This is a genomic window from Streptomyces sp. SudanB5_2050 (assembly GCF_964272335.1).
GTDB lineage: Bacteria > Actinomycetota > Actinomycetes > Streptomycetales > Streptomycetaceae > Streptomyces > Streptomyces rochei.
In genome coordinates this window covers 5,790,520-5,817,221 of record NZ_OZ186760.1, presented here as the reverse complement: position 1 = coordinate 5,817,221, position 26,702 = coordinate 5,790,520, and the positions used below count along the sequence as shown (strand labels likewise).

20 protein-coding genes and 1 riboswitch are annotated in these 26,702 nt (G+C 72.1%); of the genes, 8 read left to right on the top strand and 12 right to left on the bottom strand.

What is annotated here, in order from left to right; genetic code table 11:
• Positions 1–6 precede the first annotated feature (6 nt).
• The gene (locus ACFZP7_RS25940) at positions 7–2,979 is read right to left on the bottom strand and encodes a GNAT family N-acetyltransferase (RefSeq protein ID WP_385636007.1); all 2,973 of its coding nucleotides are present in this window, start codon (positions 2,977–2,979) and stop codon (positions 7–9) included.
• 201 nt (positions 2,980–3,180) lie between these two features.
• Here ACFZP7_RS25940 and ACFZP7_RS25935 point away from each other — a divergent pair, with 201 nt between their 5' ends.
• Entirely contained in the window at positions 3,181–3,462 is a 282-nt protein-coding gene (locus tag ACFZP7_RS25935) for an HPr family phosphocarrier protein (RefSeq protein WP_019325837.1), read from the top strand.
• Positions 3,463–3,657: 195 nt separating this feature from the next.
• On the opposite strand, the gene ACFZP7_RS25930 is transcribed toward ACFZP7_RS25935, so the two are convergent.
• The 4 genes from ACFZP7_RS25930 to ACFZP7_RS25915 all read right to left on the bottom strand — a co-directional run bounded on the left by ACFZP7_RS25930 (position 3,658) and on the right by ACFZP7_RS25915 (position 8,441).
• Positions 3,658–4,353: a GntR family transcriptional regulator gene (locus tag ACFZP7_RS25930; protein WP_385636004.1), complete on the bottom strand. Its 696-nt coding sequence runs from the start codon at positions 4,351–4,353 to the stop codon at positions 3,658–3,660.
• Between the two features lie 201 nt (positions 4,354–4,554).
• Positions 4,555–5,319 carry a M23 family metallopeptidase gene (locus tag ACFZP7_RS25925; protein ID WP_109204358.1) on the bottom strand — a complete coding sequence of 255 codons (765 nt, stop codon included), beginning with the start codon at positions 5,317–5,319 and terminating at the stop codon, positions 4,555–4,557.
• A gap of 12 nt (positions 5,320–5,331) precedes the next feature.
• Positions 5,332–5,494: riboswitch (cyclic di-AMP (ydaO/yuaA leader) on the bottom strand.
• A gap of 191 nt (positions 5,495–5,685) precedes the next feature.
• Entirely contained in the window at positions 5,686–7,074 is a 1,389-nt protein-coding gene (locus tag ACFZP7_RS25920) for a M16 family metallopeptidase (RefSeq protein ID WP_385636002.1), read from the bottom strand.
• The gene (locus ACFZP7_RS25915; protein WP_029393387.1) at positions 7,071–8,441 is read right to left on the bottom strand and encodes a pitrilysin family protein; all 1,371 of its coding nucleotides are present in this window, start codon (positions 8,439–8,441) and stop codon (positions 7,071–7,073) included. The genes ACFZP7_RS25920 and ACFZP7_RS25915 overlap by 4 nt, the downstream gene beginning before the upstream one ends.
• 310 nt (positions 8,442–8,751) lie before the next feature.
• Here ACFZP7_RS25915 and ACFZP7_RS25910 point away from each other — a divergent pair, with 310 nt between their 5' ends.
• On the top strand, positions 8,752–11,208 hold the full coding sequence (locus ACFZP7_RS25910) for a DNA topoisomerase (ATP-hydrolyzing) subunit A (RefSeq protein ID WP_030969201.1): 2,457 nt from the start codon (positions 8,752–8,754) through the stop codon (positions 11,206–11,208).
• On the opposite strand, the gene ACFZP7_RS25905 is transcribed toward ACFZP7_RS25910, so the two are convergent.
• Complete coding sequence (locus tag ACFZP7_RS25905; protein WP_031015457.1) at positions 11,205–12,299, bottom strand: GTP-binding protein; 1,095 nt, start codon at positions 12,297–12,299, stop codon at positions 11,205–11,207. The genes ACFZP7_RS25910 and ACFZP7_RS25905 overlap by 4 nt on opposite strands.
• 320 nt (positions 12,300–12,619) lie before the next feature.
• Between ACFZP7_RS25905 and ACFZP7_RS25900 the strand changes: the two genes are divergently transcribed.
• The 5 genes from ACFZP7_RS25900 to ACFZP7_RS25880 all read left to right on the top strand — a co-directional run bounded on the left by ACFZP7_RS25900 (position 12,620) and on the right by ACFZP7_RS25880 (position 17,429).
• Positions 12,620–13,171 (top strand): DUF6082 family protein, encoded by a 552-nt coding sequence (locus tag ACFZP7_RS25900; protein ID WP_125537655.1) that lies wholly within the window; start codon positions 12,620–12,622, stop codon positions 13,169–13,171.
• Between the two features lie 170 nt (positions 13,172–13,341).
• Complete coding sequence (locus ACFZP7_RS25895; RefSeq protein WP_029393384.1) at positions 13,342–13,578, top strand: hypothetical protein; 237 nt, start codon at positions 13,342–13,344, stop codon at positions 13,576–13,578.
• Positions 13,579–13,807: 229 nt separating this feature from the next.
• Positions 13,808–14,752, top strand: coding sequence for a sucrase ferredoxin (locus ACFZP7_RS25890; RefSeq protein ID WP_385635997.1), 945 nt, complete (start codon positions 13,808–13,810; stop codon positions 14,750–14,752).
• A 194-nt stretch (positions 14,753–14,946) separates the two neighbouring features.
• Entirely contained in the window at positions 14,947–16,752 is a 1,806-nt protein-coding gene (locus tag ACFZP7_RS25885; protein WP_385635994.1) for an ATP-binding protein, read from the top strand.
• Positions 16,749–17,429 (top strand): response regulator, encoded by a 681-nt coding sequence (locus tag ACFZP7_RS25880; protein ID WP_385635991.1) that lies wholly within the window; start codon positions 16,749–16,751, stop codon positions 17,427–17,429. Before ACFZP7_RS25885 ends, ACFZP7_RS25880 begins: the two co-directional genes overlap by 4 nt.
• Positions 17,430–17,476: 47 nt before the next feature.
• Here the strand turns inward: ACFZP7_RS25880 and ACFZP7_RS25875 are convergent, their stop codons facing one another.
• The 3 genes from ACFZP7_RS25875 to ACFZP7_RS25865 all read right to left on the bottom strand — a co-directional run bounded on the left by ACFZP7_RS25875 (position 17,477) and on the right by ACFZP7_RS25865 (position 21,911).
• Positions 17,477–19,069, bottom strand: a complete 1,593-nt coding sequence (locus tag ACFZP7_RS25875; RefSeq protein ID WP_385635989.1) for a cation acetate symporter — start codon at positions 19,067–19,069, stop codon at positions 17,477–17,479.
• A complete protein-coding gene (locus tag ACFZP7_RS25870) occupies positions 19,066–19,629 on the bottom strand; it encodes a DUF485 domain-containing protein (RefSeq protein ID WP_385635986.1) in 564 nt (187 codons plus the stop codon). The genes ACFZP7_RS25875 and ACFZP7_RS25870 overlap by 4 nt, the downstream gene beginning before the upstream one ends.
• Positions 19,630–19,784: 155 nt before the next feature.
• The gene (locus tag ACFZP7_RS25865; protein WP_125773895.1) at positions 19,785–21,911 is read right to left on the bottom strand and encodes a type IIA DNA topoisomerase subunit B; all 2,127 of its coding nucleotides are present in this window, start codon (positions 21,909–21,911) and stop codon (positions 19,785–19,787) included.
• Between the two features lie 440 nt (positions 21,912–22,351).
• On the opposite strand from ACFZP7_RS25865, the gene ACFZP7_RS25860 reads away from it, so the two are divergent.
• Entirely contained in the window at positions 22,352–22,582 is a 231-nt protein-coding gene (locus tag ACFZP7_RS25860; protein WP_019325822.1) for a hypothetical protein, read from the top strand.
• Positions 22,583–22,693: 111 nt separating this feature from the next.
• On the opposite strand, the gene ACFZP7_RS25855 is transcribed toward ACFZP7_RS25860, so the two are convergent.
• The 3 genes from ACFZP7_RS25855 to whiH all read right to left on the bottom strand — a co-directional run bounded on the left by ACFZP7_RS25855 (position 22,694) and on the right by whiH (position 26,587).
• On the bottom strand, positions 22,694–23,560 hold the full coding sequence (locus ACFZP7_RS25855; RefSeq protein ID WP_031015442.1) for a trypsin-like serine protease: 867 nt from the start codon (positions 23,558–23,560) through the stop codon (positions 22,694–22,696).
• Positions 23,561–23,712: 152 nt separating this feature from the next.
• Entirely contained in the window at positions 23,713–25,248 is a 1,536-nt protein-coding gene (locus ACFZP7_RS25850; protein ID WP_031015440.1) for an RNA polymerase sigma factor, read from the bottom strand.
• A gap of 451 nt (positions 25,249–25,699) precedes the next feature.
• Entirely contained in the window at positions 25,700–26,587 is an 888-nt protein-coding gene (gene whiH / locus ACFZP7_RS25845) for a sporulation transcriptional regulator WhiH (RefSeq protein ID WP_029393382.1), read from the bottom strand.
• Positions 26,588–26,702 lie beyond the last annotated feature (115 nt).

Sequence of the window (26,702 nt, the reverse complement as noted above, 5' to 3'; positions counted from 1 at the left end):
GCGCGGTCAGTACGCGGGGAGGGTGCGCGGTCCGAGGTCGTCCCGGGCGGGAGGGGGCGCGAGCCGGACGGAGGCGCTGAGGACGCTCAGGCCGCGCGGGGCCACGACCACCGGTTCCAGGGTGACGGCGACGACCTCGGGGTGGTCGTCCACCAGCCGGGAGACCCGCAGCAGCAGCTCCTCCAGGGCGGCGGAGTCGACCGGGGCCGAGCCGCGCCAGCCGAAGAGGAGGGGTGCCGTGCGGACCGAGCGGATGAGCGAGGTGGCCTCGCGGTCGGTGACCGGGATCAGCCGGTGCCCCATGTCGCCCAGCAGCTGGGTGGCCGCACCGGCGAGGCCGAAGGAGAGCACGGCCCCGGCCGCCGGGTCGATGACCGCCCGGACGACGGTGTCGACGCCGCGCGGGGCCATGCCCTGCACCACCGGGCGCAGCTCGGCCGGGGTGCCGAACAGCTCGGTCAACTCGGCGTACGCCCGCCGCAGTTGCTCTTCGTCGGCCAGGTCCAGGCGCACGCCGCCGAGATCGGCGCGGTGGCGCAGGTGCGGGGCGGTGGCCTTGAGGGCGACGGGGTAGCCGAGGGCGCGTGCGGCGGCGACCGCGTCGTCGGGTGTGGGTGCGGGCAGGGCGCGGTGGACGTGGATGCCGTACCGGCCCAGCAGCTCGCAGGTCTCCTCGTCGCCGAGGGCGAGTCCCTGGCCGCGGGCGAGGTGTCCGGCGATCAGCTCGGCGGCGCCCCGCTCGTCGATGTCCTCGTACTCCGGGACCTTGCCCGGGTCGGCGGCGTCGCGTCGCCACTGGGCGTAGGAGACGGCCTGGGCGAGGGCGCGGACGGCGCGTTCGGCGGCCGGGTAGGCGGGGATGAGCCGGGTCCCCTCCGGAGGGGGATCGGCGGGACCGGCCGGATGGGGGGCCGCGGGCGCGGCGGGCCGGGGATGCGGGGGCGCGGCGGCACGGCGATCGCCGGCCTCCGGGGTCCGGGGGCCGGCGGGGGCGGTGTCCTCCGCTTCCGCGGGCGGCGTCCGCGGCTCCGTCGGCGCGGGAGCGGGCTCCGTCGGCGCGGGCGCGGGCTCCGTCGGCTGCGGCTCCGCCGGCTGGGGCGCCTGCGGAGCGGTGCTCGCCGCCGCCGAGAGGGCTTCCGCCAGGCCGCCGAGTTCGACGTGGACGACGAGGACCGGCTTGGCGGGGACCGCGGCGGCCGCCGACCGCAGGGCCGCCGCCAGGGCGGCGTCCCCGGCCGACCCCTCCCCCACCGTCGGGATCGCGGTCACCACCACGGCGTCGCAGGTGTCGTCGGCCAGCGCGCGGGACAGGGCCCGGTGGAAGTCGTCCGCCGAGGCGGCCGTCGTCAGGTCCAGCGGGGGCTGTGGGCGCAGCCCCTCGGAGAGGCAGGCGTCGTACGTCAGCAGGCCCAGGGACTCGGAGTTCCCCAGGATGGCCACCCTCGGCCCGGGCGGCAGCGGCTGGCGGGCGAGCAGCAGCCCCGCGTCGACCAGGTCGGTGATCGTGTCGACCCGGATCACGCCGGCCTGCCGCAGCAGCGCGGAGACCGTGGCGTGCGGCAGCCGGGTCGCCCGTACGGCGTGTCCTTGCGGCGCCACCCCGCCGTGCCGGGCGCCCTGCACCACGACCAGCGGCTTGACCGCGGCCGTCCGCCGGGCCAGGCGGGTGAACTTGCGCGGGTTGCCGATGGACTCCAGGTACATCAGCGCGACGTCGGTCTCCGGGTCGTCGTACCAGTACTGGAGCACGTCGTTGCCGGAGACGTCGGCGCGGTTGCCGGAGGAGACGAAGGTCGACACGCCGGTGACGCCGGTGACCCCGCCGCCGCGCCGGTGCAGCCGGGAGAGCAGGGCGATGCCGATGGCGCCCGACTGGGCGAACAGACCGATCCGGCCGGGGCGCGGCATCTCGGGCGCGAGGGAGGCGTTGAGCCGCACCCGGGGGGAGGTGTTGATCACGCCGAAGGCGTTGGGCCCGATGATCCGCATGCCGTAGCTGCGCGCCTGCCGCACGAGGGCCCGCTGGCGCTCGCGTCCGTCGGGGCCGCTGTCGGCGTATCCGGCGGAGATCACCACCAGGCCCTGCACACCGTGCTCGCCGCAATCGGTGACGACCTCGGGGACCCGCTCGGCCGGCACGGTGACGACGGCGAGGTCCACCGGCCCCTCGATCTCGCGCACCGACCGGCACGCGGGCACCCCGTCGATCTCCTTCAGGTCCTCGGGGAACGCGCTGTTCACGGCGTACAGGCGGCCGGTGTAGCCCGCGTCCCCGACGTTGCCCAGGATGCTGCGGCCCACGCCGCCCGGCGTGCGGCCGGTGCCGATGACCGCCACCGAGCCGGGCTGCAGCAGCCGCTGCACGGAACGCGCCTCCGCGCGCTGCTCGCGCGCGTACTGCACGGCGAGCGAGCGGTCGGTCGGTTCGAGGCCGAACTCCAGACGGACCACACCGTCCTCGAAGCTGCGCTTCTGGGTGTACCCGGCGTCCATGAACACCTTGATCATCTTGGTGTTGGCGGGCAGCACCTCGGCGGCGAAACGGCGGATGCCCCGCTCGCGGGCGACCGCGGCGATGTGCTCCAGCAGCGCGGAGGCGACACCGCGCCCCTGGTGGGCGTCCTGGACGAGGAAGGCGACCTCGGCCTCGTCGGCGGGTGCGGACGCGGGTGTTCCACCGGCGCCGATCCGGTCGTAGCGTACGGTGGCGATGAACTCGCCGCCGACGGTGGCCGCGAGTCCCACCCGGTCCACAAAGTCGTGGTGCGTGAAGCGGTGGACGTCCTTGGCGGACAGGCGAGGGTACGGCGCGAAGAAGCGGTAGTACTTCGACTCGTCGGAAACCTGCTCGTAGAAGCTGACCAGGCGCTCGGCGTCATCAACGGTGATGGGGCGGACGCGCGCGGTGCCGCCGTCGCGCAGCACCACGTCGGCCTCCCAGTGGGCGGGGTACTCGTGCCGGTCCGACGAGGTCTGCATGGGCCCCAGAGTACGGCTCGCGTACGACAACGGCGCGAGGCAGTCTGTGGAGGACGGAAGGTCGGGCCGAGGCCGCGGTCCGACGACCACACGGGGCGGCGCACGGCGCCGTCCCGGCACGCTTCACGATGTGGGAAACTGGTCTAGACAAGAGTGGTCTAGACAACATAAGACCTCTGAACACCTGAAGGGCAGCATCACATGGCTGAGCGCCGCGTCAACGTCGGCTGGGCCGAGGGTCTCCACGCCCGCCCCGCCTCCATCTTCGTCCGAGCCGCCACGGCCACAGGCGTCCCGGTCACGATCGCCAAGGCCGACGGCTCCCCCGTCAACGCGGCCTCCATGCTGGCCGTCCTCGGCCTCGGCGCCCAGGGTGGCGAGGAGATCGTCCTCGCCTCCGACGCCGAGGGCGCTGACGCCGCCCTGGACCGGCTGGCGAAGCTGGTCTCCGAGGGGCTCGAGGAGCTTCCCGAGACCGTCTGACCCAGGACAGCACCGAGATGCCCGCCCGGACCACCGGGCGGGCATTTCTTCTGCCGGTTCCGCTTCTGCGCCGGATTCTGTTTCCGCTCCCGCTGTTGCTTCCGCCTTTACTGCTTCCATTTCGCTCGCGGAATTGTTCAAGGCAGCAGAAATCGACCCCCCGGCGAGAACAGCTCCTTGTATACGACCCCCGCGTTAAAACCTGACACTCGGCGTGTTTACGGCACGTTGCGTATTCCTCACGCGCTCCGTCGCCCGACCGCCGGGGGCGAACCGCAGCCGGTGCGCCGGAAGAGACCGCTCGATGTGCAGCGTCATGAGCGCCCGCGCACGCTCGCCGTCGCCCCTGGCCACCGCGTCGGTGATGGCGCCGTACTCCGCCCAGCGCTCCACCGGGTCGGCCGGCGCCGCGACGGCGTACAGCCAGGCGATCTTGTGGCGGAGCTGGGTCAGCAGGGCCGTCAGGGAGGGACTGCCGGTCGCCTGGGCGAGGGTCTCGTGGAACCACCCGTCCAGTGAGCGCAGGTCGTCGCCGTGCCCCTGCCCGGCACGGTCCCGTCCCAGCCTGACCAGTCCGCGCAGCACCTTGAGGTGGGCCTCGGTGCGGCGCCGGGCGGCCCGCGCGGCCCCCAGGGGCTCCAGGAGGGCGCGGGTCTCCAGCAGGTCGGCGGCCTCCTCCTCGGTCGGCTCCGCCACGCACGCGCCCGCGTGGCGCCGGGTCACCACGAAGCCCTCGGCCTCCAGGGTGCGCAGGGCCTCGCGGACGGGAACGCGGGAGACCCCGTAGCGGCGGGCGAGAAGCTCCTCGGTGAGGCGGCCGCCGCGCCCGTGGACTCCGGCGACGATGTCGTCCCGGATCGCCGTGCACACCGAGTGCGCCGGAATACGCATGCCCGACCTCCGCCTTGGTCCCCGTGAAAACGTCGACGATCGACACGTGTTCAGTGACTCTAGGCCAGTCGAGCGGAGATTCCGACGGCGGACGGGATTTCCCGGATGTTTTTCGGACGGCGCCCGAACGGGCGGCGGGCGCGCGGAAATGCGAAAGCCCCGGCTCGGAAGCCGGGGCTTTCGGGGCCTTGCCGCCCGCCGTCAGACGTTCACGCCGTGGGAGCGGAGGTAGGCCACGGGGTCGATGTCCGAGCCGTACTCGGCGCTGGTGCGGGCCTCGAAGTGCAGGTGCGGGCCCGTGACGTTGCCGGTGGCGCCGGAGAGGCCGATCTGCTGGCCGGCGGAGACCGACTGGCCCACCGAGACGCCGATGGACGAGAGGTGCCCGTACTGCGTGTACGTGCCGTCGTGCATCCTGATCACGACCTGGTTGCCGTACGCCCCGCCCCAGCCGGCCTCGACGACCGTGCCGACGCCGACGGCGTGCACGGTGGTGCCGGTGGAGGCGTGGAAGTCGATGCCGGTGTGGCTGCCGGAGGACCACAGCGAGCTGCCGGCCTGGTACGCGGTCGAGACGTACGAGGCGGTGATCGGCGCGACGAAGGTGTTGAGGCGCTTGCGCTCGGCCTCCCGTGCGGCGCGCTCCTTGGCCTCGCGCGCCTCCTCGGCGGCCTCGGCCGCCCGCTCGCGCGCGGCCTCCATCGCCGCCTCCCGGGCGGCGGCGTCCAGAGCGGCCTGCTTCTGGGCGGCGGCCTGGGCGTCGATCTCCTCGGCCACGGAGTCGCCGATGCTGATGACCGGGGTGATGCCGGTCTGCTCCGCCTCGGGCTCGGCGGCGAGCGCCGGTGCCGCGAGGGTGCCGACGACGCCGGTGGTGGCGAGGGCCGCGACACCCGCCGCGCGGGCGGTGGTGCGGTGCATCCGGCTGGGACGGCGGTGCTTCCCGGTGGCGCGCGTGAACGCCATGTAGAGGCTGGTCCTTTCCTTCCCTCTCGCCTACCGGGTTAGCTGACGGGTTCGGAGGTGGAAGGTCTCCTACGGACCCCCTCGCTGCGCGCGGGCGTCCGATTCACCCCAGGGACTGCGGTGGGTCCCCGGCTCCCCTGGCTCGCGCCGTACGGGGACTCGGCGATGACTGTCCGGTGCCGCGGGCGCGGCGTACTGCCTGACGAACAGCCCGGAAGACGCTAAGCGGGGCCGCCTTCAATCCTCAAACGCAACAGGCTTTTTGTAGCGCATGCCACAGGGCAGACAGGCTGTCTCTCCCTCAATTCGGACAAACGTCGGCCCTGGTGACACTCGGGTCACCAGGGCCTCCGCACACCCGTGGTGCTACTCGGCCGCCACCACGGTGACTTCGCCGATGCCCAGGGCCTCGACGGGCGCCTTGATCTGTGCGGCGTCACCGACGAGGACCGTCACCAGGCGGTCCACCGGGAAGGCGCTCACGACCGCCGCCGTGGCCTCCACGGTGCCCGTGGCGGCGAGTTGGCGGTAGAGCGCGGCCTGGTAGTCGTCGGGCAGGTGCTGCTCGACCTGGTCGGCCAGCGTGCCGGCCACGGCCGCCGCCGTCTCGTACTTGAGCGGCGCCACGCCCACCAGGTTCTGCACCGCGACGTCGCGCTCGGCGTCGGTGAGACCGCCCTCGGCGAGCGTGCGCAGCACCGTCCACAAGTCCTCGAGGGCCGGGCCGGTGTTGGGGGTGTCGACGGAGCCGCTGATGGCGAGCATGGCGGCGCCGGTGCCGTCGGGCGCGGAGCGCAGGACCTGCCCGAAGGCCCGCACGCCGTACGTGTAGCCCTTCTCCTCGCGCAGCACCCGGTCCAGGCGGGAGGTGAGGGTGCCGCCGAGGCAGTAGGTGCCGAGGACCTGGGCGGGCCAGACACGGTCGTGCCGGTCGGGGCCGGTGCGGCCGATCAGCAGCTGTGTCTGCACGGCGCCGGGGCGGTCCACGATGACGACGCGGCCGCGGTCGTCGGCGATCACCGGGGGCACGGGGCGCGGCTCGGCGGTGGAACCGGTCCACGCGCCCAGGGTGTCGCCGAGCAGTGCGTCCAGGTCCAGGCCGGTGAGGTCGCCGACGACCACCGCGGTGGCCGTGGCGGGGCGGACGTGCTTCTCGTAGAAGGTCCGTACGGCGGCGGAGTCGACGTTCGCCACCGTCTCCTCGGTGCCCTGGCGCGGGCGCGACATGCGCGAGTCGGCCGGGAACAGCTCCTTGGAAAGCTCCTTGGCCGCGCGGCGGGCCGGGTTGGCCAGCTCGTGCGGGATCTCGTCGAGCCGGTTGCGGACCAGGCGTTCGACCTCGCCGTCCGCGAAGGCGGGGGCCCTGAGGGCGTCGGCGAGCAGACCGAGGGCCTTGGCGAGGCGGGAGGCGGGCACCTCCAGGCTCAGCCGGACGCCGGGGTGGTCGGCGACCGCGTCGAGGGTGGCGCCGCAGCGCTCCAGCTCGGCGGCGAACTCCTCGGCGGAGTGCTTGTCGGTGCCCTCGGAGAAGGCGCGCGCCATGATGGTGGCGACGCCGTCGAGTCCGGCCGGCTCGGCGTCCAGGGGCGCGTCGAGCAGCACCTCGACGGCGACGACCTGCTGGCCGGGGCGGTGGCAGCGCAGCACCGTGAGGCCGTTGTCGAGGCTGCCGCGCTCGGGGGCGGGGAACGCCCACGGCTTGGGCTCGCCGGCCTGCGGCTGCGGGTGGAAGTCCATGGTGGCGAGCTCGGTCACTTGGCCGCCTCCTCGTCGTTCTCGTCGGTGGCGTCGGTCTGGTCGGCGTCGGTCTCGTCGGCGGGGGCGGTGGGCTCGTAGACGAGCACCGCGCGGTTGTCGGGGCGCAGGCGCGCCTTGGCGACCTCCTGGACCTCCTCGGCCGTCACCTCGAGCACCCGCTGCACGGCGGTGAGGGCGAGCTGCGGGTCGCCGAACAGGACGGCGTACCGGCACAGTTCGTCGGCGCGGCCCGCGACCGTGCCCAGGCGGTCCAGCCACTCGCGCTCCAGCTGGGCCTGGGCGCGCTCCATCTCCTCGGCGGTGGGGCCCTCCTCGGCGAAGCGGGCCAGCTCCTCGTCGATGGCGGTCTCGATGACCGGCACCTCGACGTCGCCGGAGGTCTTCACGTCCAGCCATCCCAGGGAGGGCGCCCCGGCGAGCCGCAGCAGGCCGAACCCGGCCGCGACGGCGGTCCGGTCGCGGCGCACCAGCCGGTTGTACAGACGGGACGACTCGCCGCCGCCCAGGACGGTCAGCGCCAGGTCGGCCGCGTCGCACGCGCGCGTGCCGTCCTCCGGCAGGCGGTAGGCCGCCATCAGGGCGCGGGCCGGCACCTCCTCCTCGACCACCTCGCGCAGCTGCTCGCCCATGACGTCCGGCAGCGAACCGTCCCGCGGGGGCTGCTTGCCGTCGTGCGAGGGGATGGAGCCGAAGTACTTCTCGATCCAGGCGAGGGTCTGCTCGGGGTCGATGTCCCCGACGACCGACAGCACCGCGTTGTTCGGCGCGTAGTAGGTCCGGAAGAACGCCCTCGCGTCCTCCAGCGTCGCCGCGTCGAGGTCGGCCATCGAGCCGATCGGGGTGTGGTGGTAGGGGTGGCCCTCCGGGTAGGCGAGGGCGGTCAGCTTCTCGAACGCGGTGCCGTAGGGGACGTTGTCGTAGCGCTGGCGGCGCTCGTTCTTGACGACGTCGCGCTGGTTCTCCATGGACTCGTCGTCCAGGGCGGCCAGCAGGGAGCCCATGCGGTCGGCCTCCAGCCAGAGGGCGAGCTCCAGCTGGTGGGCGGGCATGGTCTCGAAGTAGTTGGTGCGCTCGAAGCTGGTGGTGCCGTTGAGGGAGCCGCCGGCGCCCTGCACCAGTTCGAAGTGGCCGTTGCCCTTCACCTGGGCGGAGCCCTGGAACATGAGGTGCTCGAAAAGGTGAGCCAGGCCGGTACGCCCCTTGACTTCGTGGCGCGAGCCGACGTCGTACCAGAGGCACACCGCCGCGACCGGGGTCAGGTGGTCCTCGGAGAGCACCACGCGCAGGCCGTTGGCCAGGCGGTGCTCGGTCGCTGTCAGGCCGCCGGAGCCTGCCTGGGCGGTGGCCGTGTGACCCATGGGCATGTACGTCCCTTCGATGGCGACTGCTGAGTGGAGTCAGCTGCGTGGAATCAGTGGTCGGAACTGCGGAATTCCGCGGGTCCTGCCACTGTATGCAAGCGTGCGGGCGACCGGTGGAGTTCCCGGTCGTCGTACGCCGAGAGCGAGAACGCGGTTGGCGGCCCGCGGACGGGTGTGCGGGGCGAGGGCGTACCCTGCGGGCAGCGCCGGGCCGGGCAGCCCGTGACGGGTCCTGGTCGGTCGCTGTCAGTGCCGCGGTCCACAATGGACCGCGTCAGATCACCGTTCACGCTTCAGCAAGGAGCCGGCAGCGATGGCCCGCCGTAGTACGAAGACCCCGCCGCCCGACGACTCGTACGAGGAGAAGATCCTCGACATCGACGTCGTCGACGAGATGCAGGGCTCCTTCCTCGAGTACGCGTACTCGGTCATCTACTCGCGTGCGCTGCCGGACGCCCGCGACGGCCTGAAGCCGGTGCACCGCCGCATCGTCTACCAGATGAACGAGATGGGCCTCAGGCCCGAGCGCGGCTATGTGAAGTGCGCCCGCGTCGTCGGCGAGGTGATGGGCAAGCTGCACCCGCACGGCGACGCGTCGATCTACGACGCGCTGGTGCGCATGGCCCAGTCCTTCTCGATGCGCGTGCCCCTGGTGGACGGCCACGGCAACTTCGGCTCGCTGGGCAACGACGACCCGCCGGCCGCCATGCGGTACACCGAGTGCCGGATGGCCGATGCCGCCGGCCTGATGACGGAGTCCATCGACGAGGACACCGTCGACTTCGCCCCGAACTACGACGGCCAGGAGCAGGAGCCGGTGGCGCTGCCGGCCGCCTTCCCGAACCTGCTGGTCAACGGCGCCTCGGGCATCGCGGTCGGCATGGCCACGAACATGCCGCCGCACAACCTGCGCGAGGTGATCGCGGCCGCCAGGCATCTGATCCGGCACCCGAACGCCGACCTCGACGCGCTGATGAAGCACGTGCCGGGCCCCGACCTGCCCACCGGCGGCCGGATCGTCGGCCTGCCCGGCATCCGGGACGCCTACGAGACGGGCCGCGGCACGTTCAAGATCCGCGCCACGGTGTCCGTGGAGACCGTGACGGCCCGGCGCAAGGGCCTCGTCGTCACCGAGCTGCCCTTCGCGGTCGGCCCGGAGAAGGTGATCGCCAAGATCAAGGACCTGGTCGGCTCGAAGAAGCTCCAGGGCATCGCGGACGTCAAGGACCTCACCGACCGCGAGCACGGCCTGCGGCTGGTCATCGAGATCAAGAACGGCTTCGTGCCCGAGGCGGTCCTCGAACAGCTCTACAAGCTGACGCCGATGGAGGAGTCCTTCGGCATCAACAACGTCGCCCTGGTGGACGGCCAGCCCCTCACCCTGGGCCTCAAGGAGCTGCTGGAGGTCTACCTCGACCACCGCTTCGACGTGGTGCGGCGGCGCAGCGAGTTCCGTCGCGGCAAGCGCCGGGACCGCCTGCACCTGGTCGAGGGTCTGCTCGTCGCGCTGGTGGACATCGACGAGGTCATCCGCCTCATCCGCTCCAGCGAGAACTCCGCCGAGGCCAAGCAGCGCCTGATGGAGCGCTTCTCGCTGAGCGAGGTCCAGACCCAGTACATCCTGGACACGCCGCTGCGCCGGCTCACCAAGTACGACCGCGTCGAGCTGGAGTCCGAGAAGGACCGGCTCAACGCGGAGATCGAGGAGCTGACCAGGATCCTCGACTCGGACGCGGAGCTGCGCAAGCTGGTCTCCGCCGAACTGGCCGCCGTCGCCAAGAAGTTCGGCACCGACCGCCGCACGCTCCTGCTGGAGTCCTCCGGCGCTCCGGTGGCCGCCGTCCCGCTCCAGGTCGCCGACGACCCCTGCCGGGTGCTGCTGTCCTCGACGGGGCTGCTCGCCCGCACGGCCGACGACCGGCCCCTCGCCACGGACGCCAAGGCCAAGCGGGTCAAGCACGACCTGATCGTCTCCGCGGTGCCCGCCACCGCCCGCGGCGAGGTCGGCGTGGTGACCTCCGCCGGGCGGCTGCTGCGGGTGAACGTGGTGGACCTCCCCCAGCTGCCGGAGTCCATGGAGACGCCGAATCTGTCGGGCGGCGCGCCGCTCGCGGAGTTCGTGTCCCTGGAGGACGACGAGACGGTCGTCTGCCTGACCACGCTGGACGAGTCCTCGCCGGGTCTGGCGCTCGGCACGGAACAGGGCGTCGTCAAGCGGGTGGTGCCGGACTACCCGTCCAACAAGGACGAGCTGGAGGTCATCACCCTCAAGGAGGGTGACCGCATCGTCGGCGGCGTCGAGCTGCGCACCGGCGAGGAAGACCTGGTCTTCATCACGGACGACGCGCAACTGCTGCGCTACCAGGCGTCCCAGGTCCGCCCTCAGGGCCGTCCGGCGGGCGGCGTGGCCGGCATCAAGCTCGCCGAGGGGGCGAAGGTCATCTCCTTCACGGCGGTCGACCCGGCAGCCGACGCGGTGGTCTTCACGGTCGCCGGCTCCCGCGGCACGCTGGACGACTCCGTCCAGACCACGGCCAAGCTCACCCCGTTCGACCAGTATCCGCGCAAGGGGAGGGCCACCGGCGGGGTGCGCTGCCAGCGGTTCCTGAAGGGCGAGGACTGCCTGGCCTTCGCGTGGGCCGGCGCCACCCCGGCGCTCGCGGCCCAGAAGAACGGCTCCCCGGCCCAGCTCCCGGACATCGACCCGCGCCGCGACGGCTCGGGCGTCTCGCTGCCGAAGACGGTGTCGGTGGTGGCCGGTCCCTTCTAGCCCGGGAAGGCGGGGGAAGCCGAGGGCGGCGGTTCCTCGCCGCCCGGCTCCCCGTCCTCCGGATCCGGTACGTAGCGCAGGACGCCCCACATGCCGTGCTCGTCGGCGTGCGGGGCATCGCTGCGGCACGCGTCGAGTTCCTTGCTCAGGGCGGGGGCGTCGATGCCGGACCCGATGAGGACGAGCTGGGTGCGGCGGTCCTCGCCGGGCGGCCAGGGCTCGGGGTAGAAGCGCAGGAAGCGGCCGACGGCGTGGACGGCGTACCGGTTCCGCCTGTCGTGCGGGCCGAAGTCGACGTAGCCCTTGATCCGGTACAGGCCCTCGGGGCGGCTGTCGAGGAAGCGCATGAGCCCGCGCGGGTCGAGCGGGAGGTCGGAGACGAACGACAGCGTGTCGTAGGCGGCGTGCAGGTGCTCGGCGTACGCGCCGTGCGCGGAGTGGTCGTGCAGGTCGTCGAAGGACAGCTGCCCCACGCGCTCCTCGCTCGGCCGGCAGTCGTAGAGGAACTCCGGATCGATGCGGCCGTAGGTCGCGGGCACGACGGCGGCGCGGTCGGCGAGCGAGCGGACGAGGGCGAGGACGCGCTCGGCGTCCGGTGCCCGGTCGGTCTTGTTGACGACGACGAGGTCGGCGAGCGCCAGGTGCCGGTCGATCTCGGGGTGCTTCGCGCGCGTGGCGTCGAACTCGGCCGCGTCGACGACCTCGACCAGCCCGCCGTAGACGACCCCCGGCAGCTCGCTGGCGAGCACCATGCGCACGAGTTCCTGCGGCTCGGCGAGGCCGCTGGCCTCGATGACGATGACGTCGATGCCGGTTTCGGGCCGGGCCAGCCGTTCGAGGTAGCCGTCGAGTTCACCGGCGTCGACGGCGCAGCACAGGCATCCGTTGCCGAGCGAGACGGTGGAGTCGCCGAGCGCGCCGGCGACGGCCATCGCGTCGATCTCGATCGCCCCGAAGTCGTTGACGACGGCGCCGATGCGGCTGCCTCCGCTGCGGTGCAGGAGGTGGTTGAGGAGCGTGGTCTTGCCGGAGCCGAGGAACCCGGCGAGTACGACGACCGGGATCCGCTGCCGAGTCGGGCGCTGCCCCACCGTGCGACCTCTCTCTCCACCTCGCGTACGCCGGCCCGTGCCGGGGCGTACTCCCACGTACGGAACTGCCTGTTCAGGATACGAGCCGCCGCGACCGACGCGGAGTGAACGATTGTTAGCGCCGCTGGCTGGGCAGACGTGTGGACAAGGCGCCGGACCGTGCGACCCTCGCTTCCCTCCGTGCGCCTCCTCTCCGCCTCCCCGCCGATCAGCGCCGCTCGGCACCCTGGAGGCGGCACGCGCCGCCCATCGCTCGCCGGTCCCCGTCAGCCGACCCGCACTCGACGACCGGCGGGCGGTCGCCTGATTCGGGGGTTGACATGGTCACACGGAAAAAGATCACGGGGAGGTTCGGCTCCGCCGCGACCGGTCTGCTGGTCGCCACGGCCGGGTTGACGCTGGCCGCGCGACAGCGCGCGCTGGAAGCGGAACGGCTGCGCGTACGACGGCTCGAACTGGAGGAGACCGCCTCGCGCCGTCGGGCGCTGGCGCACCAGCAGCGCATGCACTGGGAGCTGCTGTCGCGGGCGATCGACGACCCGTCACTCGCCTCGGTGATCGACACGTACGCTCCCGACATCCCGGCGGAGAAGCGCCGCCAGTACTTCTACGCCAACGCCTGGTACATCAACCTGTACCACCTCTACCGGGCGGGGCTCGTGGACCAGGAAGAGCTCTACGGACACGCCCGCGAGCTGTTCCAGAACCCGGTGATGCGCGAGTACTGGGAGGCGTCGCGGGGGCAGCGGGCGACCCTGAAGCAGTCGTCCGACGAAGCACGGATCGGTCGCCTGGTGGACGGTCTCATCAGCGACCTGGACGACGCGGACACGGACGAGTGGTGGGTGGTGGGCACCCCTCCGTCCTCCTGAGTGCTCGGCCTCCCGCCGAGCGCCGCCGCCGTCCGCGACGTGCCCGTCAGCACGCATGCGGACGGCGACCCACCGGGTGACATTTCGGTCCTGCGACCCCGCCCGCCCCTGGCACACCAGTAATCTGCTCCCACTTGTTGTGTGCCCAGATCCCGAAGGACCGGTACCCCTTGAAAATCGTGCGCCGCATCGGTGTGCCCCCCAGTGCCCGCGGCAGTGCCTCGGGGGCCAACTGCCCCGACGTGTTCGAACTGAGCGACGGCAATTTCGCGGTCATCGGCACCGAGGCCACCGAGGCGCTGGAGCGGGAGCTGCCCGCCGACGCCGCCCGCGCCGACTACGAACGCATCGTCGTCGTGAGCCGGGAAACCCTGATCCGCGCGAAGGCCGACATCCCGGACGCCTGACCTCGCCACCCACGTCTCCGGCGCACCCACCGTCACCCGCGCCGGACGTCCCACCCGGCGAGCGATCCGGCACCCCGTCCTCGCTCGACGCTCCTACGACCCGGCCTGGCGCCCGAACGGCACCGGGCCGTTCGCGTCGCGGCACCGTTCCGGGGTCTCCGCCACGACCGGAGCAGCGCTCGACCGCAGCTGTGAGCCGAGGGAGGCAAGTCAGGTTAGGCTCACCTCTGTGAGTACGTGCTCAACCGTCTCCCGGGACCTCGACGAGCCCGTTGCGGGCACCGCACCCGTCGCGAGGACCTGGCTGCTGCTCGAACAGCCCGGCCCCTGGGGCGCCAAGGCACTCACTTCGAGCCACCTGGACACCACGCTCGGGCGCGCCCTGGAAGCCGCGGTGAAGGGTACGGACGTACGCGTCGCCCTCATCCGCCGCCCCGGCCGGCACGCGGACCGCGGCACCCCCGCGGTGCGCCGTGTGTATGCGGCGCACACCACCCCGGGGAACGTGTGGGTGCGCACCACCACACTCACCGATCCCCATCAGCTGCTCGGCCTCGACTTCGCCGCGCTGGGCAGGGGCGACGGCCGCACCTTCGACGCGGTGCTGGACGGGGGCCCGCACACCGGGGACCCCCTCGTCCTCGTCTGCACCAACGGCAAGCGCGACCGGTGCTGCGCACTCCTGGGGCGGCCCCTGGCGGCGGAACTCGCCGCGTCCGGCGCCGAGGGCGTCTGGGAGGTCACCCATCTGGGTGGTCACCGCTTCTCCCCGACGGTGCTCGTACTGCCCCACGGATACGCGTACGGCCGGGTCCAGGCCCACTCGGTCAAGGAGATCCTGCACGGTGCGCGGGAGGGGCGGATCGTGGTCGAGGGGTGCCGCGGCAACACCGCGTGGGAGCGACCGGGGCAGGCCGCGGAGCTGGCCGTTCGCTCCGCGGTGGGCGAGGTCGCGGCCCAGTCGCTGAGCGTCGTACGGACGGACGGCGCCGCGCCGCGCTGGGAGGTGACCGTGGCCCACGCCGACGGCCGGCACTGGCGGGTCGGCGTCGCGCAGGGCGCGTCGGCCCCACCCCGCCCGGAGAGCTGCGGCGCGGCGGTACTGGGTTCGCCGGCCCGTATGGAGGTCACGGGGGTGCGTGAGCTGTCGGTGACGGCGGCGCTCGCGAGCTGACCGGCGCCCCGGGGAGTGCCCGCCTGCCCGGCCCGGGCCGGCATCACGAGCCTGCGGCTTCCGGCTTCCGGCTTCCGGCTTCCGGCTTCCGGGGGCGCGGATGTCGGCCGGGCCCCGTCCGGCCTGCGACGATCAGGAGATCCGCGCCACACCCCTCTACGGTCCGCCCTCCCCCGCCACGTACCGTCGTGGGTATGAGCTCCACTCCCCCCGTCCGCCGCCTGCGCCTCGGCCTGCCCCGGCGGGTGTTCTCGCAGGTGCTGCTGATGCAGCTGGCGATCGCCGCGGGAGTCGCCGTGCTCGCGACCGGGCTGTTCCTGGCGCCGCTCGGCGACCAGCTGGACGACCAGGCGATGCGCCGGGCCCTCGCGATCGCGCAGACCACGGCGCAGCAGCCGCAGATCGCCGAGGACGTGCGCGACACCCCGCCGACGGCGGGCGGCCCGGTGCAGCGGGAGGCCGAACGGATTCGCGAGGCCACCGGGGCGGAGTACGTCGTCGTGATGGACCGGCGGGGCGTGCGCTGGTCGCACACCGACCCGGAGCGGGTGGGCGAGACCGTCTCGACCGACCCCGGGCAGGCCCTGGCCGGCCGTGAGGTCATGGAGATCGACGAGGGCACCCTGGGCCGGTCGGCGCGCGGGAAGGTGCCCCTGCGCGAGGCCGACGGCGACGTGGTCGGCGCGGTCTCCGTCGGGATCGCCTACGACAGCGTCCGGGCGCGGCTGATCCACGCCATTCCCGGTCTGTTCGCGTACGCCGGCGGCGCCCTGGCCGTCGGCGCGCTGGCCGCCTGGCTCATCTCGCGCCGGGTACAGCGGCAGACCCGTGACCTGGCCTTCTCGGACATCGCCGGGCTGCTGGCGGAGCGCGAGGCGATGCTGCACGGCATTCGGGAGGGGGTGGTCGCCCTGGACCGCGGGGGCCGGGTGCGTCTGCTCAACGACGAGGCGCAGCGCCTGCTGGGCATCGGCGGCGAAGCCGTGGGCCGCTCCCCGGACGAGGCGCTGGGCGCCGGGCGGACGGCCGACGTCCTGGCCGGCCGGGTGACCGGCACCGACCTGCTGACGGTGCGGGGCCAGCGGGTCCTGGTCGCCAACCGGATGCCGACCGACGACGGTGGCGCCGTCGCCACGCTGCGCGACCGCACCGAGCTGGAGCAGCTCGGACGGGAGCTGGACTCGACGCGCGGCCTGATCGACGCCCTGCGCGCGCAGGACCACGAGCACGCCAACCGCATGCACACCCTGCTGGGGCTGCTCGAGCTGGAGATGTACGACGACGCCGTGGAGTTCGTCGGTGAGGTGGTGGGCGAGCACCGGGTCACCGCGGAGCAGATCACCGAGCGCGTCCAGGACCCGCTCCTCGCCGCCCTGCTGGTCGGCAAGGCGACCGTGGCGACGGAACGGGGAGTGGCCCTGTGGGTGTCCGAGCGGACGCGGCTGCCGGACCGCCTCGTCGATCCCCGCGGGCTCGTGACCGTCGTGGGCAATCTGGTCGACAACGCGCTCGACGCCGTCGCGGGAGCGCCGCACGCGCGTGTCGAGGTCGAACTGCGCGCGCGGGGCCGCGCCGTCACGCTCCGGGTACGGGACACCGGGCCCGGTGTCCCCGCGGAACACCGCGAGCGGGTGTTCACGGAGGGCTGGTCCACCAAGGAGCCGCCGGCGCACCGGCAGCGGGGCATCGGGCTGTCCCTGGTGCGCAGGCTCGCCGAACGGCAGGGCGGCAGCGCCACGGTCGGCGAGGCGCACGGCGGCGGCGCGGAGTTCGTCGTCGTCCTGCCCGAGGCCCTGACCGAACCGGACCCGACCGGACCGGGCCGGAGCGGACCGGACCCGAGCGGCCCGGATCCGACCGATCCGGGCCCGAGCGATCCGAACGCGAGCGATCCGAACGCGAGCGGCCCTCGCCCGGCAGAGCCGGACCTGCCGTCCGCCGTCGCGTCCCCCGCCGTGCCCGCCCACGTCCACCCCACTGCCGAGGAGGAGTCCCGATGATCGAGGTCCTGGTCGTGGACGACGACACGCGGGTCGCGCGGGTCAACGCCGCCTACGTCGAGAAGGTGCCGGGCTTCCACGTCGCCGGGCAGGCGCACAGCGCGCTGGACGCCTTGCGCCGCGTGGAGGCACTGCCCCGCGTGGACCTGATCCTGCTGGACCACTACCTGCCCGACCGCACCGGTCTCGAGGTCGTGCAGGAGATGCGGCGCCTCGGGCACCAGACCGACGTGATCATGGTGACGGCGGCGCGGGACGTGTCGACGGTCCAGGCGGCGATGCGCCAGGGAGCGCTGCAGTACCTGGTCAAGCCGTTCGCCTTCGCGGGCCTGCGCGCCAAACTGGAGGCGTACGCGGAGCTGCGGCGCACGCTCGACGGTGGCGGCGAGGCGGAACAGGCGGAGGTGGACCGGATCTTCGGCGCCCTCTCGGCTCCGTCGGAGCCGGGACTCCCCAAGGGGCACTCCCCCACCACCGCCGAGCTGGTACGCCAGTGCCTGATGAAGGCCGACGGCGCGCTCTCCGCCCAGGAGATCGCCGAACGCACCGGGGTGAGCCGCCAGACGGCACAGCGCTATCTGAAGCTCCTGGAGCGCACGGGCCGGGCCAGGCTGACCCTGAAGTACGGGGACGCGGGCCGCCCCGAGCACCGGTACGTGTGGGCGACCCGCGCCTGAGGGTGCGGGGCCGCCCCCGATGGTCCCGCGGCGGCCGGCACCGCCGTCTACACGGCTCCCGCGCCGGTCAGTGACCGGACCTCCGTCTCGGCGTGCTTGCCCGCGTCCGGGACCTCGGGCGAGGTGACCGTGCCGATCCAGCCGGCCAGGAAACCCAGCGGGATCGACACCAGACCCGGATTCTGCAGCGGGAAGAACTGGAAGTCGGCGCCCGGGAAGAGCGACTGCGGGCTGCCCGACACCACGGGTGACAGCAGGACCAGCGCCACCGCGGGCACGAGGCCCCCGTAGACGGCCCACACGGCCCCCCGCGTGGTGAAGCCGCGCCAGAACAGCGAGTAGAGGAGCACCGGCAGGTTCGCGGACGCGGCGACCGCGAAGGCGAGGCCCACCAGGAACGCCACGTTGAGATCGCGGGCGAGCAGACCGAGGGCGATCGCGACCGCGCCGATCCCGACGGCGGCGACGCGGGCGACGGCGACCTCGCTGCGCGGCTTCGCGCCCCGGCGCCGCAGGGAGGCGTACAGGTCGTGGGCCACGGAGGCGGAGGAGGCCAGGGTGACGCCGGCGACCACCGCGAGGATCGTGGCGAACGCTACGGCGGCCACGACCGCGAACAGGACCGTACCCCCGGTGGATCCCGCGCCGCCGCCCAGGTCCAGAGCGAGCAGCGGAACCGCCGTGTTCCCGGCGGCGTTCGACGCCCGTACGGCGTCCGGGCCGACCAGGGCCGCCGCGCCGAAGCCCAGCACGATCGTCATCAGGTAGAAGCCTCCGATGAGGCCGATGGACCAGACGACCGACCGTCTCGCGGCCCGGGCGGTGGGCACGGTGTAGAAGCGGGACAGGATGTGCGGCAGCCCGGCCGTGCCCAGCACCAGGGCGAGACCCAGGCTGATGAAGTCGAAGCGCGAGGTCCAGTCCCCGCCGTACGCCAGCCCGGGGGCCAGGAACGCCTCGCCGTGACCGCTGCGTTCGGCCGCCGTGCGCAGCAGCCAGTCGAGGTCGCCGTGGAAGCGGACGAGCACGAGCGCGGTCAGCGCGACGGTGCCGCCGAGCAGCAGCACCGCCTTCACGATCTGGATCCAGGTGGTGGCCCGCATGCCGCCCAGCGACACGTAGATCACCATGAGGGCGCCGACGCCGATGACGGTCCAGGTCCGCGCGGTCTCGGTCGTGCCGCCGAGCAGCAGGGCGACGAGACTGCCCGCGCCCACCATCTGGGCCACGAGATACATGACGGACACGGTGACCGAGGACGTGCCGGCCGCGATCCGGACCGGCCGCTCGCTCATCCGGGCCGCCACGACGTCGGCGAGGGTGAACCGCCCGCAGTTGCGCACCAGTTCCGCGACGAGGAACAGCACAACGAGCCAGGCGACGAGGAAGCCCACCGAGTAGAGCATGCCGTCGTAGCCGTAGAGCGCGATGACGCCCGAGATGCCGAGGAAGGAGGCCGCCGACATGTAGTCACCGGCGATGGCAAAACCATTCTCCATCGGGGAGAACAACCGGCCGCCCGCGTAGAACTCCTCGGCCGAGCCGTGGCGTTGACGGCTCACCCAGGTCGTGATCCCCAGGGTGACGGCGACGAAGGTGCTGAACAGCAGCAGTGCGAGGGTCTGGTGATCACCCGTCACGACGCACCGCCCCGCACCCCGCGCGTCAGTTCCTGGGTGTCCCAGCGCAGTTCGAGCGCGGCCCGGTCCCTGCGCAGCCTCGCGTGCCGGGCGTACGCCCAGGTGAGCAGGAACGTGGTGAGGAACTGGCCGAGGCCGGCGAGCATCGCCACGTTCACCGATCCGGCCACCGGCCGGGCCATCAGCGCGGGCGCCGTGGTGGCGGCCACCACATAGGCGACGTACCAGACGAAGAACGCGGCCACCGCCGGGATCACGAACCGCCGGTACCGGCTGCGGACCTCCTGGAACGCCGCGCTGCGCTGCACCTCCAGGTAGACGTCGGCCGCGGCCCGCGGCGGCGGCCCCGCCGCCTCCGGTGGTGTCGGCGGCGACGCCGGCTCCGGGACGCGCGCTCCGGCCGACTCGCCCCAGCCGGAGGCCAGGGCGTCGTACCACGGGTCGTCGTAGGCCGGGCTCGCGGACGCCTCGCCGGGGGCCAGGTCCGCGGTGCCGCGACGGCCGACCGCGTTCTCAGAACCGCCTCCGGGGCCACGGAGGCGATCGTTGCTTGACTGCATGCCCAAGGATGGACAGAACGGGAAGATCCCCGACTCTTCTTCCCTCCGCACTTCACCCCATCAGGTGACCGAGCCGCACGCGGCCCGGTTCCCGGTGAGAGGGCCGGGACCGGTGTGCGCACCGGGCCCGGCTCAGGTCGTGCGGTCACGCACGGTCACGCGTCGATGCGCGACCGGTCCAGCGTCGCCGCCGAACTGGAGATGAACTCCTTGCGGGGAGCGACGTCGTTGCCCATCAGCAGGTCGAAGACCTGCTCCGCGGATTCCAGGTCGGTGAGGTTGATCCGGCGCAGGGTACGGCGGCGGGGGTCCATGGTCGTCTCCGCCAGCTGGTCGGCGTCCATCTCGCCCAGGCCCTTGTAGCGCTGGATGGAGTCCTTGTACCGGATGTTCTTGGTCTGGAACTCCATGAGCGTGTCACGCAGCTCCCGGTCCGAGTACGTGTAGACGTACTTGTCCTGGCCCTTCTTCGGCTGGACCAGCTCGATGCGGTGCAGCGGCGGCACCGCGGCGAAGACCCGCCCCGCCTCCACCATGGGCCGCATGTAGCGGTGGAAGAGGGTGAGCAGCAGGGTGCGGATGTGGGAACCGTCGACATCGGCGTCGGTCATCATGATGATCTTGCCGTACCGGGCCGCGTCGATGTCGAAGGTACGGCCCGAGCCGGCCCCTATGACCTGGATGATCGCGCCGCACTCGGCGTTCTTCAGCATGTCGGTCACGGACGACTTCTGGACGTTGAGGATCTTGCCGCGGATCGGCAGCAGCGCCTGGAACTCGGAGTTCCGGGCGAGCTTCGCCGTACCCAGGGCGGAGTCCCCCTCGACGATGAACAGCTCGCTGCGGTCGACGTCGTCGCTGCGGCAGTCGGCGAGCTTCGCGGGCAGCGAGGAGGACTCCAGGGCCGTCTTGCGGCGCTGGGCGTCCTTGTGCTGACGGGCGGCGATGCGGGTGCGGGCCGCGGCGACGGCCTTCTCCATGACCACGCGGGCCTGCTGGGCCGCGTCACGCTTGGTGGAGGTCAGGAAGGCCTTCAGCTCCTTGCTGATCACGTTGTTCACGATCCGGCGGGCCGCCGAGGTGCCGAGGACCTCCTTGGTCTGCCCCTCGAACTGCGGCTCGGCGAGGCGGACCGTGACGACCGCCGTGAGGCCCTCCAGGGCGTCGTCCTTGACGATGTCGTCCTCGGCGACGCGCAGGAGCTTCTTGGCCCGCAGCGCCTCGTTCATCGTCTTCGCCACCGCCTGCTCGAAGCCGGCGACGTGGGTGCCGCCCTTGGGCGTGGCGATGATGTTGACGAACGACTTGACCGTGGTGTCGTACCCGGTGCCCCAGCGCATCGCGACGTCGACGCCGAGCTCGCGCGTCACCTCGGTGGGCGTCATCTGGCCGTGCTCGTCGAGCACGGGGACCGTCTCCTTGAAGCTGCCCTGCCCGGTGAAGCGCAGGACGTCGCAGACGGGCCGGTCGCCGGCCAGGAACTCGCAGAACTCGCTGATGCCGCCGTCGAAGCGGAAGGACTCCTCGCCCTTGCTGCCGCCGTCGCCGAGGCCGAACTCGTCACGGACGACGATGGTCAGCCCGGGGACCAGGAAGGCGGTCTGGCGGGCCCGCTGGTGCAGATTCTCCAGGGAGAGCTTGGCGTCCTTGAGGAAGATCTGCCGGTCGGCCCAGTACCGCACGCGGGTGCCGGTGCGGGTCTTGGGCATCTTCTTCCTGGCCTTGCGCAGCCCGCTCCCGGCCTCGAAGCCGGCGTCCGGGCCCGTTCCCTTGAAGGCGCCGGGAACGCCGCGCCGGAAGCTGATGGAGTGCGTGTACCCGTCGCGGTCCACCTCGATGTCCAGCCGGCTGGACAGGGCGTTCACCACGGAGGCACCGACACCGTGCAGACCGCCGGAGGCGGCGTAGGAGCCGCCGCCGAACTTGCCTCCGGCGTGCAGTTTGGTCATGACGACCTCGACACCGGAGAGGCCGGTCTTCGGCTCGACGTCCACCGGGATGCCCCGGCCGTTGTCCCGGACCTCGACCGACGCGTCGTCGTGGAGGATCACCTCGATGTGGTCGCAGTAGCCGCCCAGGGCCTCGTCGACGGAGTTGTCGATGATCTCCCACAGGCAGTGCATCAGGCCACGGCTGTCGGTCGATCCGATGTACATGCCCGGACGCTTGCGCACGGCCTCGAGACCCTCGAGGACGAGCAGGTGCCGCGCGGTGTAGTTGGACCCGTCCCGGTCTGCTCCTGCCAGCAGCGCAGTGGACGGCACGGATGTCTCGGCGGTCACGCGGTTCGCTCCTCGCTGAATTTCAGATGGGGCCCCGCTGGGTAAAGGCGCGGCTCGGTTCACCGGTCAGAGGGTACCGAGCCCTGGTAGAGCCGTTGTCACGCCACCCTCGTCGCGGACTCACCCTAGTCCAGCGTCGCATGCTTGTTCGATCCCTCGATGGGGTGAAGTACACATCACGTTCCCATCGAGGCATGAACCATTTAGGCTCCGGGCACGTCCTCATGAACAAACCGGCAACCCAGCCGGCGGGACCGACACTGACCGACTGCGCGAACCCGTACGACACACAGACACGCAATACGGCACATTCGCCGCCAACCGGCAACAGCCGGCCCCTCGGAAATTTTTTTCGAGGAAAAGCCACGAGCGGGAACGTTTTGGGGCTGGTTGGATGTTGACCCTGGTACGACAGCTCGTCGAGCTAGAGAAGAGGCGACGTGACTACTGTTCTGACTTCCGCAAGCCCGCTGACGGCCGCTGATCGCTGCGACCGCTGCGGCGCCCAGGCATACCTGCGCGTCGTCCTGCTGAGCGGCGGAGAACTGCTCTTCTGCGCCCACCACGGGCGCAAGTTCGAGCCGGAACTCAAGAAGATCGCCGCTGAGATACAGGACGAGACGGAGCGGCTGACCGCCGTTCCGGGATCCTCCTCCGAGGAAGAGCGCTGACGCGACGCGCCCGACGACGAGCCGACCCGGCACAAGCCGAGCAACGGGCGGCCGCCCCTCCCATCGAGGGGCGGCCGCCCGTGCGCGTGTCCGGTGGGCTCCAGGAGGCCGTCAGGCCCCCTTCGATCCGCTCCCCCGTGCGGCGGCGGGGTCGTCCCAGCCCAGCGTCCGCAGTACGGCGGAGACACGGGTGTACACCCCGGGACTGCCCGGACGCCCGCAGCCGCTTCCCCAGGACACGAGGCCGATGAGCCGGCCCTGAGCGACCAGCGGCCCACCGCTGTCCCCCTGGCAGGCGTCGCGACCGCCGGCGTCCTCACCGGCACAGAGCATGGTGTCGGCCAGGTAGCGCCCGTCGTCACTCCCCGGGTACGCCCGCTCGCACGACGCGTCGGGCAGGACCCGTACGCGTGCCGCCCGCAGGCTGGTGGCGTAGTCCCCGGCCCCCGAGGTGTCCCCCCAGCCGTAGACGAGGGCCGTCGTGTCCGGCCCGTAGGCGGGGTCCCCCTCGGCCGCCATCCCTATGGCCGAGCCGGCGGGCAGGTCTTCGGAGAGCGTGAGCACGGCGAAGTCACCGGCGTTGCTGACGTCGTCGTGCGCCGGGTTCACCCAGACGTCGCGGACGGGGATCTCACGGCCCTGGTCGGAGAGCAGGTCCGTGCGGCCGACGATGACGCTGAGGTCGCGCACCTGCTCGGGCGGCGAGCCGAGAACCTCCTCGGCGAGGCAGTGGGCCGCCGTGAGGACGGTGGTGCGGCCGACGGCCACTCCCCCGCAGAACTGGCCCGCCCGCGTACCTCCGAACCGGTCACGGCTGGACAGGGCAACGGTCCACGGACTGTCGGACACTTCGACCGGGAAGCCCCCGACGACGATGCTGTCGGCGGACGCGGGGGCGGCGGACGCGAGCGGTATCGCGGTCGCCGCGGCCGCCAGGACCAGCGGCCGGGCCAGGGCCCGGGCAAAGAGGCGACGCATGCAGGCTCCTCACTCTGGGTGGTGATGGAACACCCAGGGTGATCCAGCCCGGCGCGGCGCGCACCCGCTGATCGACACCGAGGCCCGGTCCCCCGCCTGGGGAACCGGGCCTCGTCACGTCCGCGACCGTGCCCCGGCCGAAGGGGCGGTGACTAGTCGAGGTAGTCGCGCAGCACCTGGGAGCGCGACGGGTGGCGCAGCTTCGACATCGTCTTCGACTCGATCTGGCGGATCCGCTCGCGCGTGACCCCGTACACCTTGCCGATCTCGTCGAGGGTCTTCGGCTGACCGTCGGTGAGACCGAAGCGCATGGAGACGACGCCCGCCTCGCGCTCGGACAGGGTGTCGAGAACGGAGTGCAGCTGCTCCTGCAGCAGGGTGAAGCTGACCGCGTCGGCCGGGACGACCGCCTCGGAGTCCTCGATGAGGTCACCGAACTCGCTGTCGCCGTCCTCGCCCAGCGGGGTGTGGAGCGAGATGGGCTCGCGGCCGTACTTCTGGACCTCGATGACCTTCTCCGGGGTCATGTCGAGCTCCTTGGCCAGCTCCTCCGGGGTGGGCTCGCGGCCCAGGTCCTGGAGCATCTGCCGCTGCACGCGCGCGAGCTTGTTGATGACCTCGACCATGTGCACCGGGATGCGGATGGTGCGGGCCTGGTCGGCCATGGCGCGGGTGATCGCCTGACGGATCCACCAGGTGGCGTACGTGGAGAACTTGTAGCCCTTGGTGTAGTCGAACTTCTCGACCGCGCGGATCAGACCGAGGTTGCCCTCCTGGATGAGGTCCAGGAAGAGCATGCCGCGGCCGGTGTAGCGCTTGGCCAGGGAGACCACCAGGCGGAGGTTGGCCTCCAGGAGGTGGTTCTTGGCGCGGCGGCCGTCCTCGGCGATGATCTCCAGCTCGCGCTTGAGCTTGGGCGCCAGCTTGTCGGCGTTCGCCAGCTTGTCCTCGGCGAACAGGCCCGCCTCGATGCGCTTGGCCAGCTCGACCTCCTGCTCGGCGTTGAGCAGGGGGACCTTGCCGATCTGCTTGAGGTAGTCCTTGACCGGGTCGGCGGTGGCGCCGGCCGCGGCGACCTGCTGGGCCGGAGCGTCGTCCTCGTCCTCGTCGGACAGCACGAAGCCCGCGTTCTCGGTGCCCTCGGGCTCCTCGGCGGCGGCCTTCGGCTCCTCGATCGCCTCGTCCTCGAGAAGCTCCGCGTCGTCCTTCTTGGCGGTGGTCTTCTTGGCCGCCGTCTTCTTGGCGGTGGTCTTCTTCGCCGCGGCCTTCTTGGCGGTCGTCTTCTTGGCGGCGGCCTTCTTGACGGGCGCCTCCGCCTCTTCCTCGGCCGCGGTGGTGGCGGGGGCCGCCGGCGCGGCGGGCGCGGCGGTCTTCCTGCTGGTCACCGTCTTCGCCGCGACCGTCTTGGTGGCGGTGCGCTTGGCGGGACTCTTCGCTGCGACGCTCTTTCGGGTGCGCTTGGGCTCCGCGGCACTGACCATCAGCGTCACACCCTCTTCCTCGAGGATCTGGTTGAGGCTGCGCAGTACGTTCTTCCACTGAGTGGCCGGAATCTGGTCAGCTTCGAAGGCCCGACGCACGTCGTCGCCGGCGATCTGCCCCTCAGCCTTTCCCCGCTCAATGAGCGCCATGACAGAGACGGACTCGGCGATCTCCGGCGGGAGCGTACGGGATGTGCTGGCCGACACGAACAACCTCTCGGAACGTTGGAAAACGGCTTCCGGCCCCGTCCATGGCGGACACGGGCCGACCGCCGGCTTGGAATGGGCCGACGGCGCGGGCGGAGGCCGGGGAGTTGCACAGCGCCGTGAACGGCGTCCGTATTCCCTCCGCGGCTGTCACCTCTTAGGTCATCGCGTTGTTCCCACGAGCGTTACGCCCAATCCGCGTGGCCCGAGTCACACCCCGTAAGCGTTCAAAACCGGTCAGACACGAGCAAAGAGGGTCGTCGAAGGGCGCTAGAAGGACAGTGGAGGGGACTCCCCCGGCCACGCCGGGAGGCTCAGCCTCTCATCGCATCGTCGGACCCCGTGGGATCACGACGGATTCCACGGGGTCCGACGACGGCGGCGAACCGGCCGGCCACGGCCATAGGAGGGGTCTGGCGTGCCCGGCCCGCGCCGGTCCGGCGGAACGCGGTCAGTGCTCGCGCGGGGCGGGCACCACACGCTCCACCTCGGGGTGGACGGTCAGCAGCTGGCGCATGGCGGACTCGGCCGCCGCCCCGTCCCCGGTGGCGAGGGCGTCGACGATCCTGCCGTGCTGCGCCAGAGACACGTCGTTGGGCCGGTCACAGCCGGTGACCGGGCCGCCGGAGACGTGGAGGGCGGCGGAGACGATGCCGGAGAGGTGGTCGAGCATGCGGTTGCCCGCGATCTGGATGAGGAGCGTGTGGAACTCGGCGTCGGCACGGGAGAAGGTGAGCGCGTCACCCTGCTGCATGGCGTGTCCCATGATCCCGACCATGTCGGACAGGCGCTGCTGCACGTCCTCGCGTCCGTGCCCCGCGGCGAGGCGCGCGGCCAGCGGCTCGATCGTCGAACGCAGCTCGCTCAGCTCCCGGCGCTGGTCGTCGCGCTGCGGCCCGAAGGCCCGCCACTCGATGATGTCCGGGTCGAGCAGGTTCCAGTCACTGACGGGGCGCACCCGGGTGCCGACATTGGGGCGGGCGCTGACCAGCCCCTTGGCCTCCAGGACGCGGAGGGACTCGCGCACGACGGTGCGGGACACCTCGAAACGCTGGCCGATCTCCTCGGGCACCAGCGGACGGTCGGCACCCAGGTCGCCCGAAACGATCATCTGTCCCAGCTGCTGGACGAGTTGTCCGTGCAGGCCGCGGCCACGGCTGCCCGCGGTGCGCCGGCCCACGCGGCCCAGCTCGGACTCCGCCCCTTCCCAGGCGGGCGCCCCCATGCGGTCGACGGTGGGCGTCTCCGCGAAGGGGTAGCGGTCGAGTTCGCCCGGGTTCGTGAGGCCGGAGTCGGCGGAGCGGGCGGCGGTCATCATGGAGTGCGCAAGGGTAGTCACGCATCCTTTGTCGGCGCCGTTCCCAACTCCCTTGAGGTCTTTGGTGAAAAGCACACGAAAGGGTGATCGCTCACCCCGTCGCAATTGACGCCTTATCGGAAAGAAATGGGCGTTC

What these genes read in the sequence shown, in the direction of transcription:
- ACFZP7_RS25880 (WP_385635991.1), top strand. Translation starts at nt 16,749, where the DNA reads ATGATCGAGGTCCTGGTCGTGGACGACGACACGCGGGTCGCGCGGGTC.
- ACFZP7_RS25940 (WP_385636007.1), bottom strand. Translation starts at nt 2,979, where the DNA reads ATGCAGACCTCGTCGGACCGGCACGAGTACCCCGCCCACTGGGAGGCC.
- ACFZP7_RS25870 (WP_385635986.1), bottom strand. Translation starts at nt 19,629, where the DNA reads ATGCAGTCAAGCAACGATCGCCTCCGTGGCCCCGGAGGCGGTTCTGAG.
- ACFZP7_RS25935 (WP_019325837.1), top strand. Translation starts at nt 3,181, where the DNA reads ATGGCTGAGCGCCGCGTCAACGTCGGCTGGGCCGAGGGTCTCCACGCC.
- ACFZP7_RS25885 (WP_385635994.1), top strand. Translation starts at nt 14,947, where the DNA reads ATGAGCTCCACTCCCCCCGTCCGCCGCCTGCGCCTCGGCCTGCCCCGG.
- ACFZP7_RS25930 (WP_385636004.1), bottom strand. Translation starts at nt 4,353, where the DNA reads ATGCGTATTCCGGCGCACTCGGTGTGCACGGCGATCCGGGACGACATC.
- ACFZP7_RS25910 (WP_030969201.1), top strand. Translation starts at nt 8,752, where the DNA reads ATGGCCCGCCGTAGTACGAAGACCCCGCCGCCCGACGACTCGTACGAG.
- ACFZP7_RS25925 (WP_109204358.1), bottom strand. Translation starts at nt 5,319, where the DNA reads ATGGCGTTCACGCGCGCCACCGGGAAGCACCGCCGTCCCAGCCGGATG.
- ACFZP7_RS25855 (WP_031015442.1), bottom strand. Translation starts at nt 23,560, where the DNA reads ATGCGTCGCCTCTTTGCCCGGGCCCTGGCCCGGCCGCTGGTCCTGGCG.
- ACFZP7_RS25915 (WP_029393387.1), bottom strand. Translation starts at nt 8,441, where the DNA reads ATGCCCATGGGTCACACGGCCACCGCCCAGGCAGGCTCCGGCGGCCTG.
- ACFZP7_RS25900 (WP_125537655.1), top strand. Translation starts at nt 12,620, where the DNA reads ATGGTCACACGGAAAAAGATCACGGGGAGGTTCGGCTCCGCCGCGACC.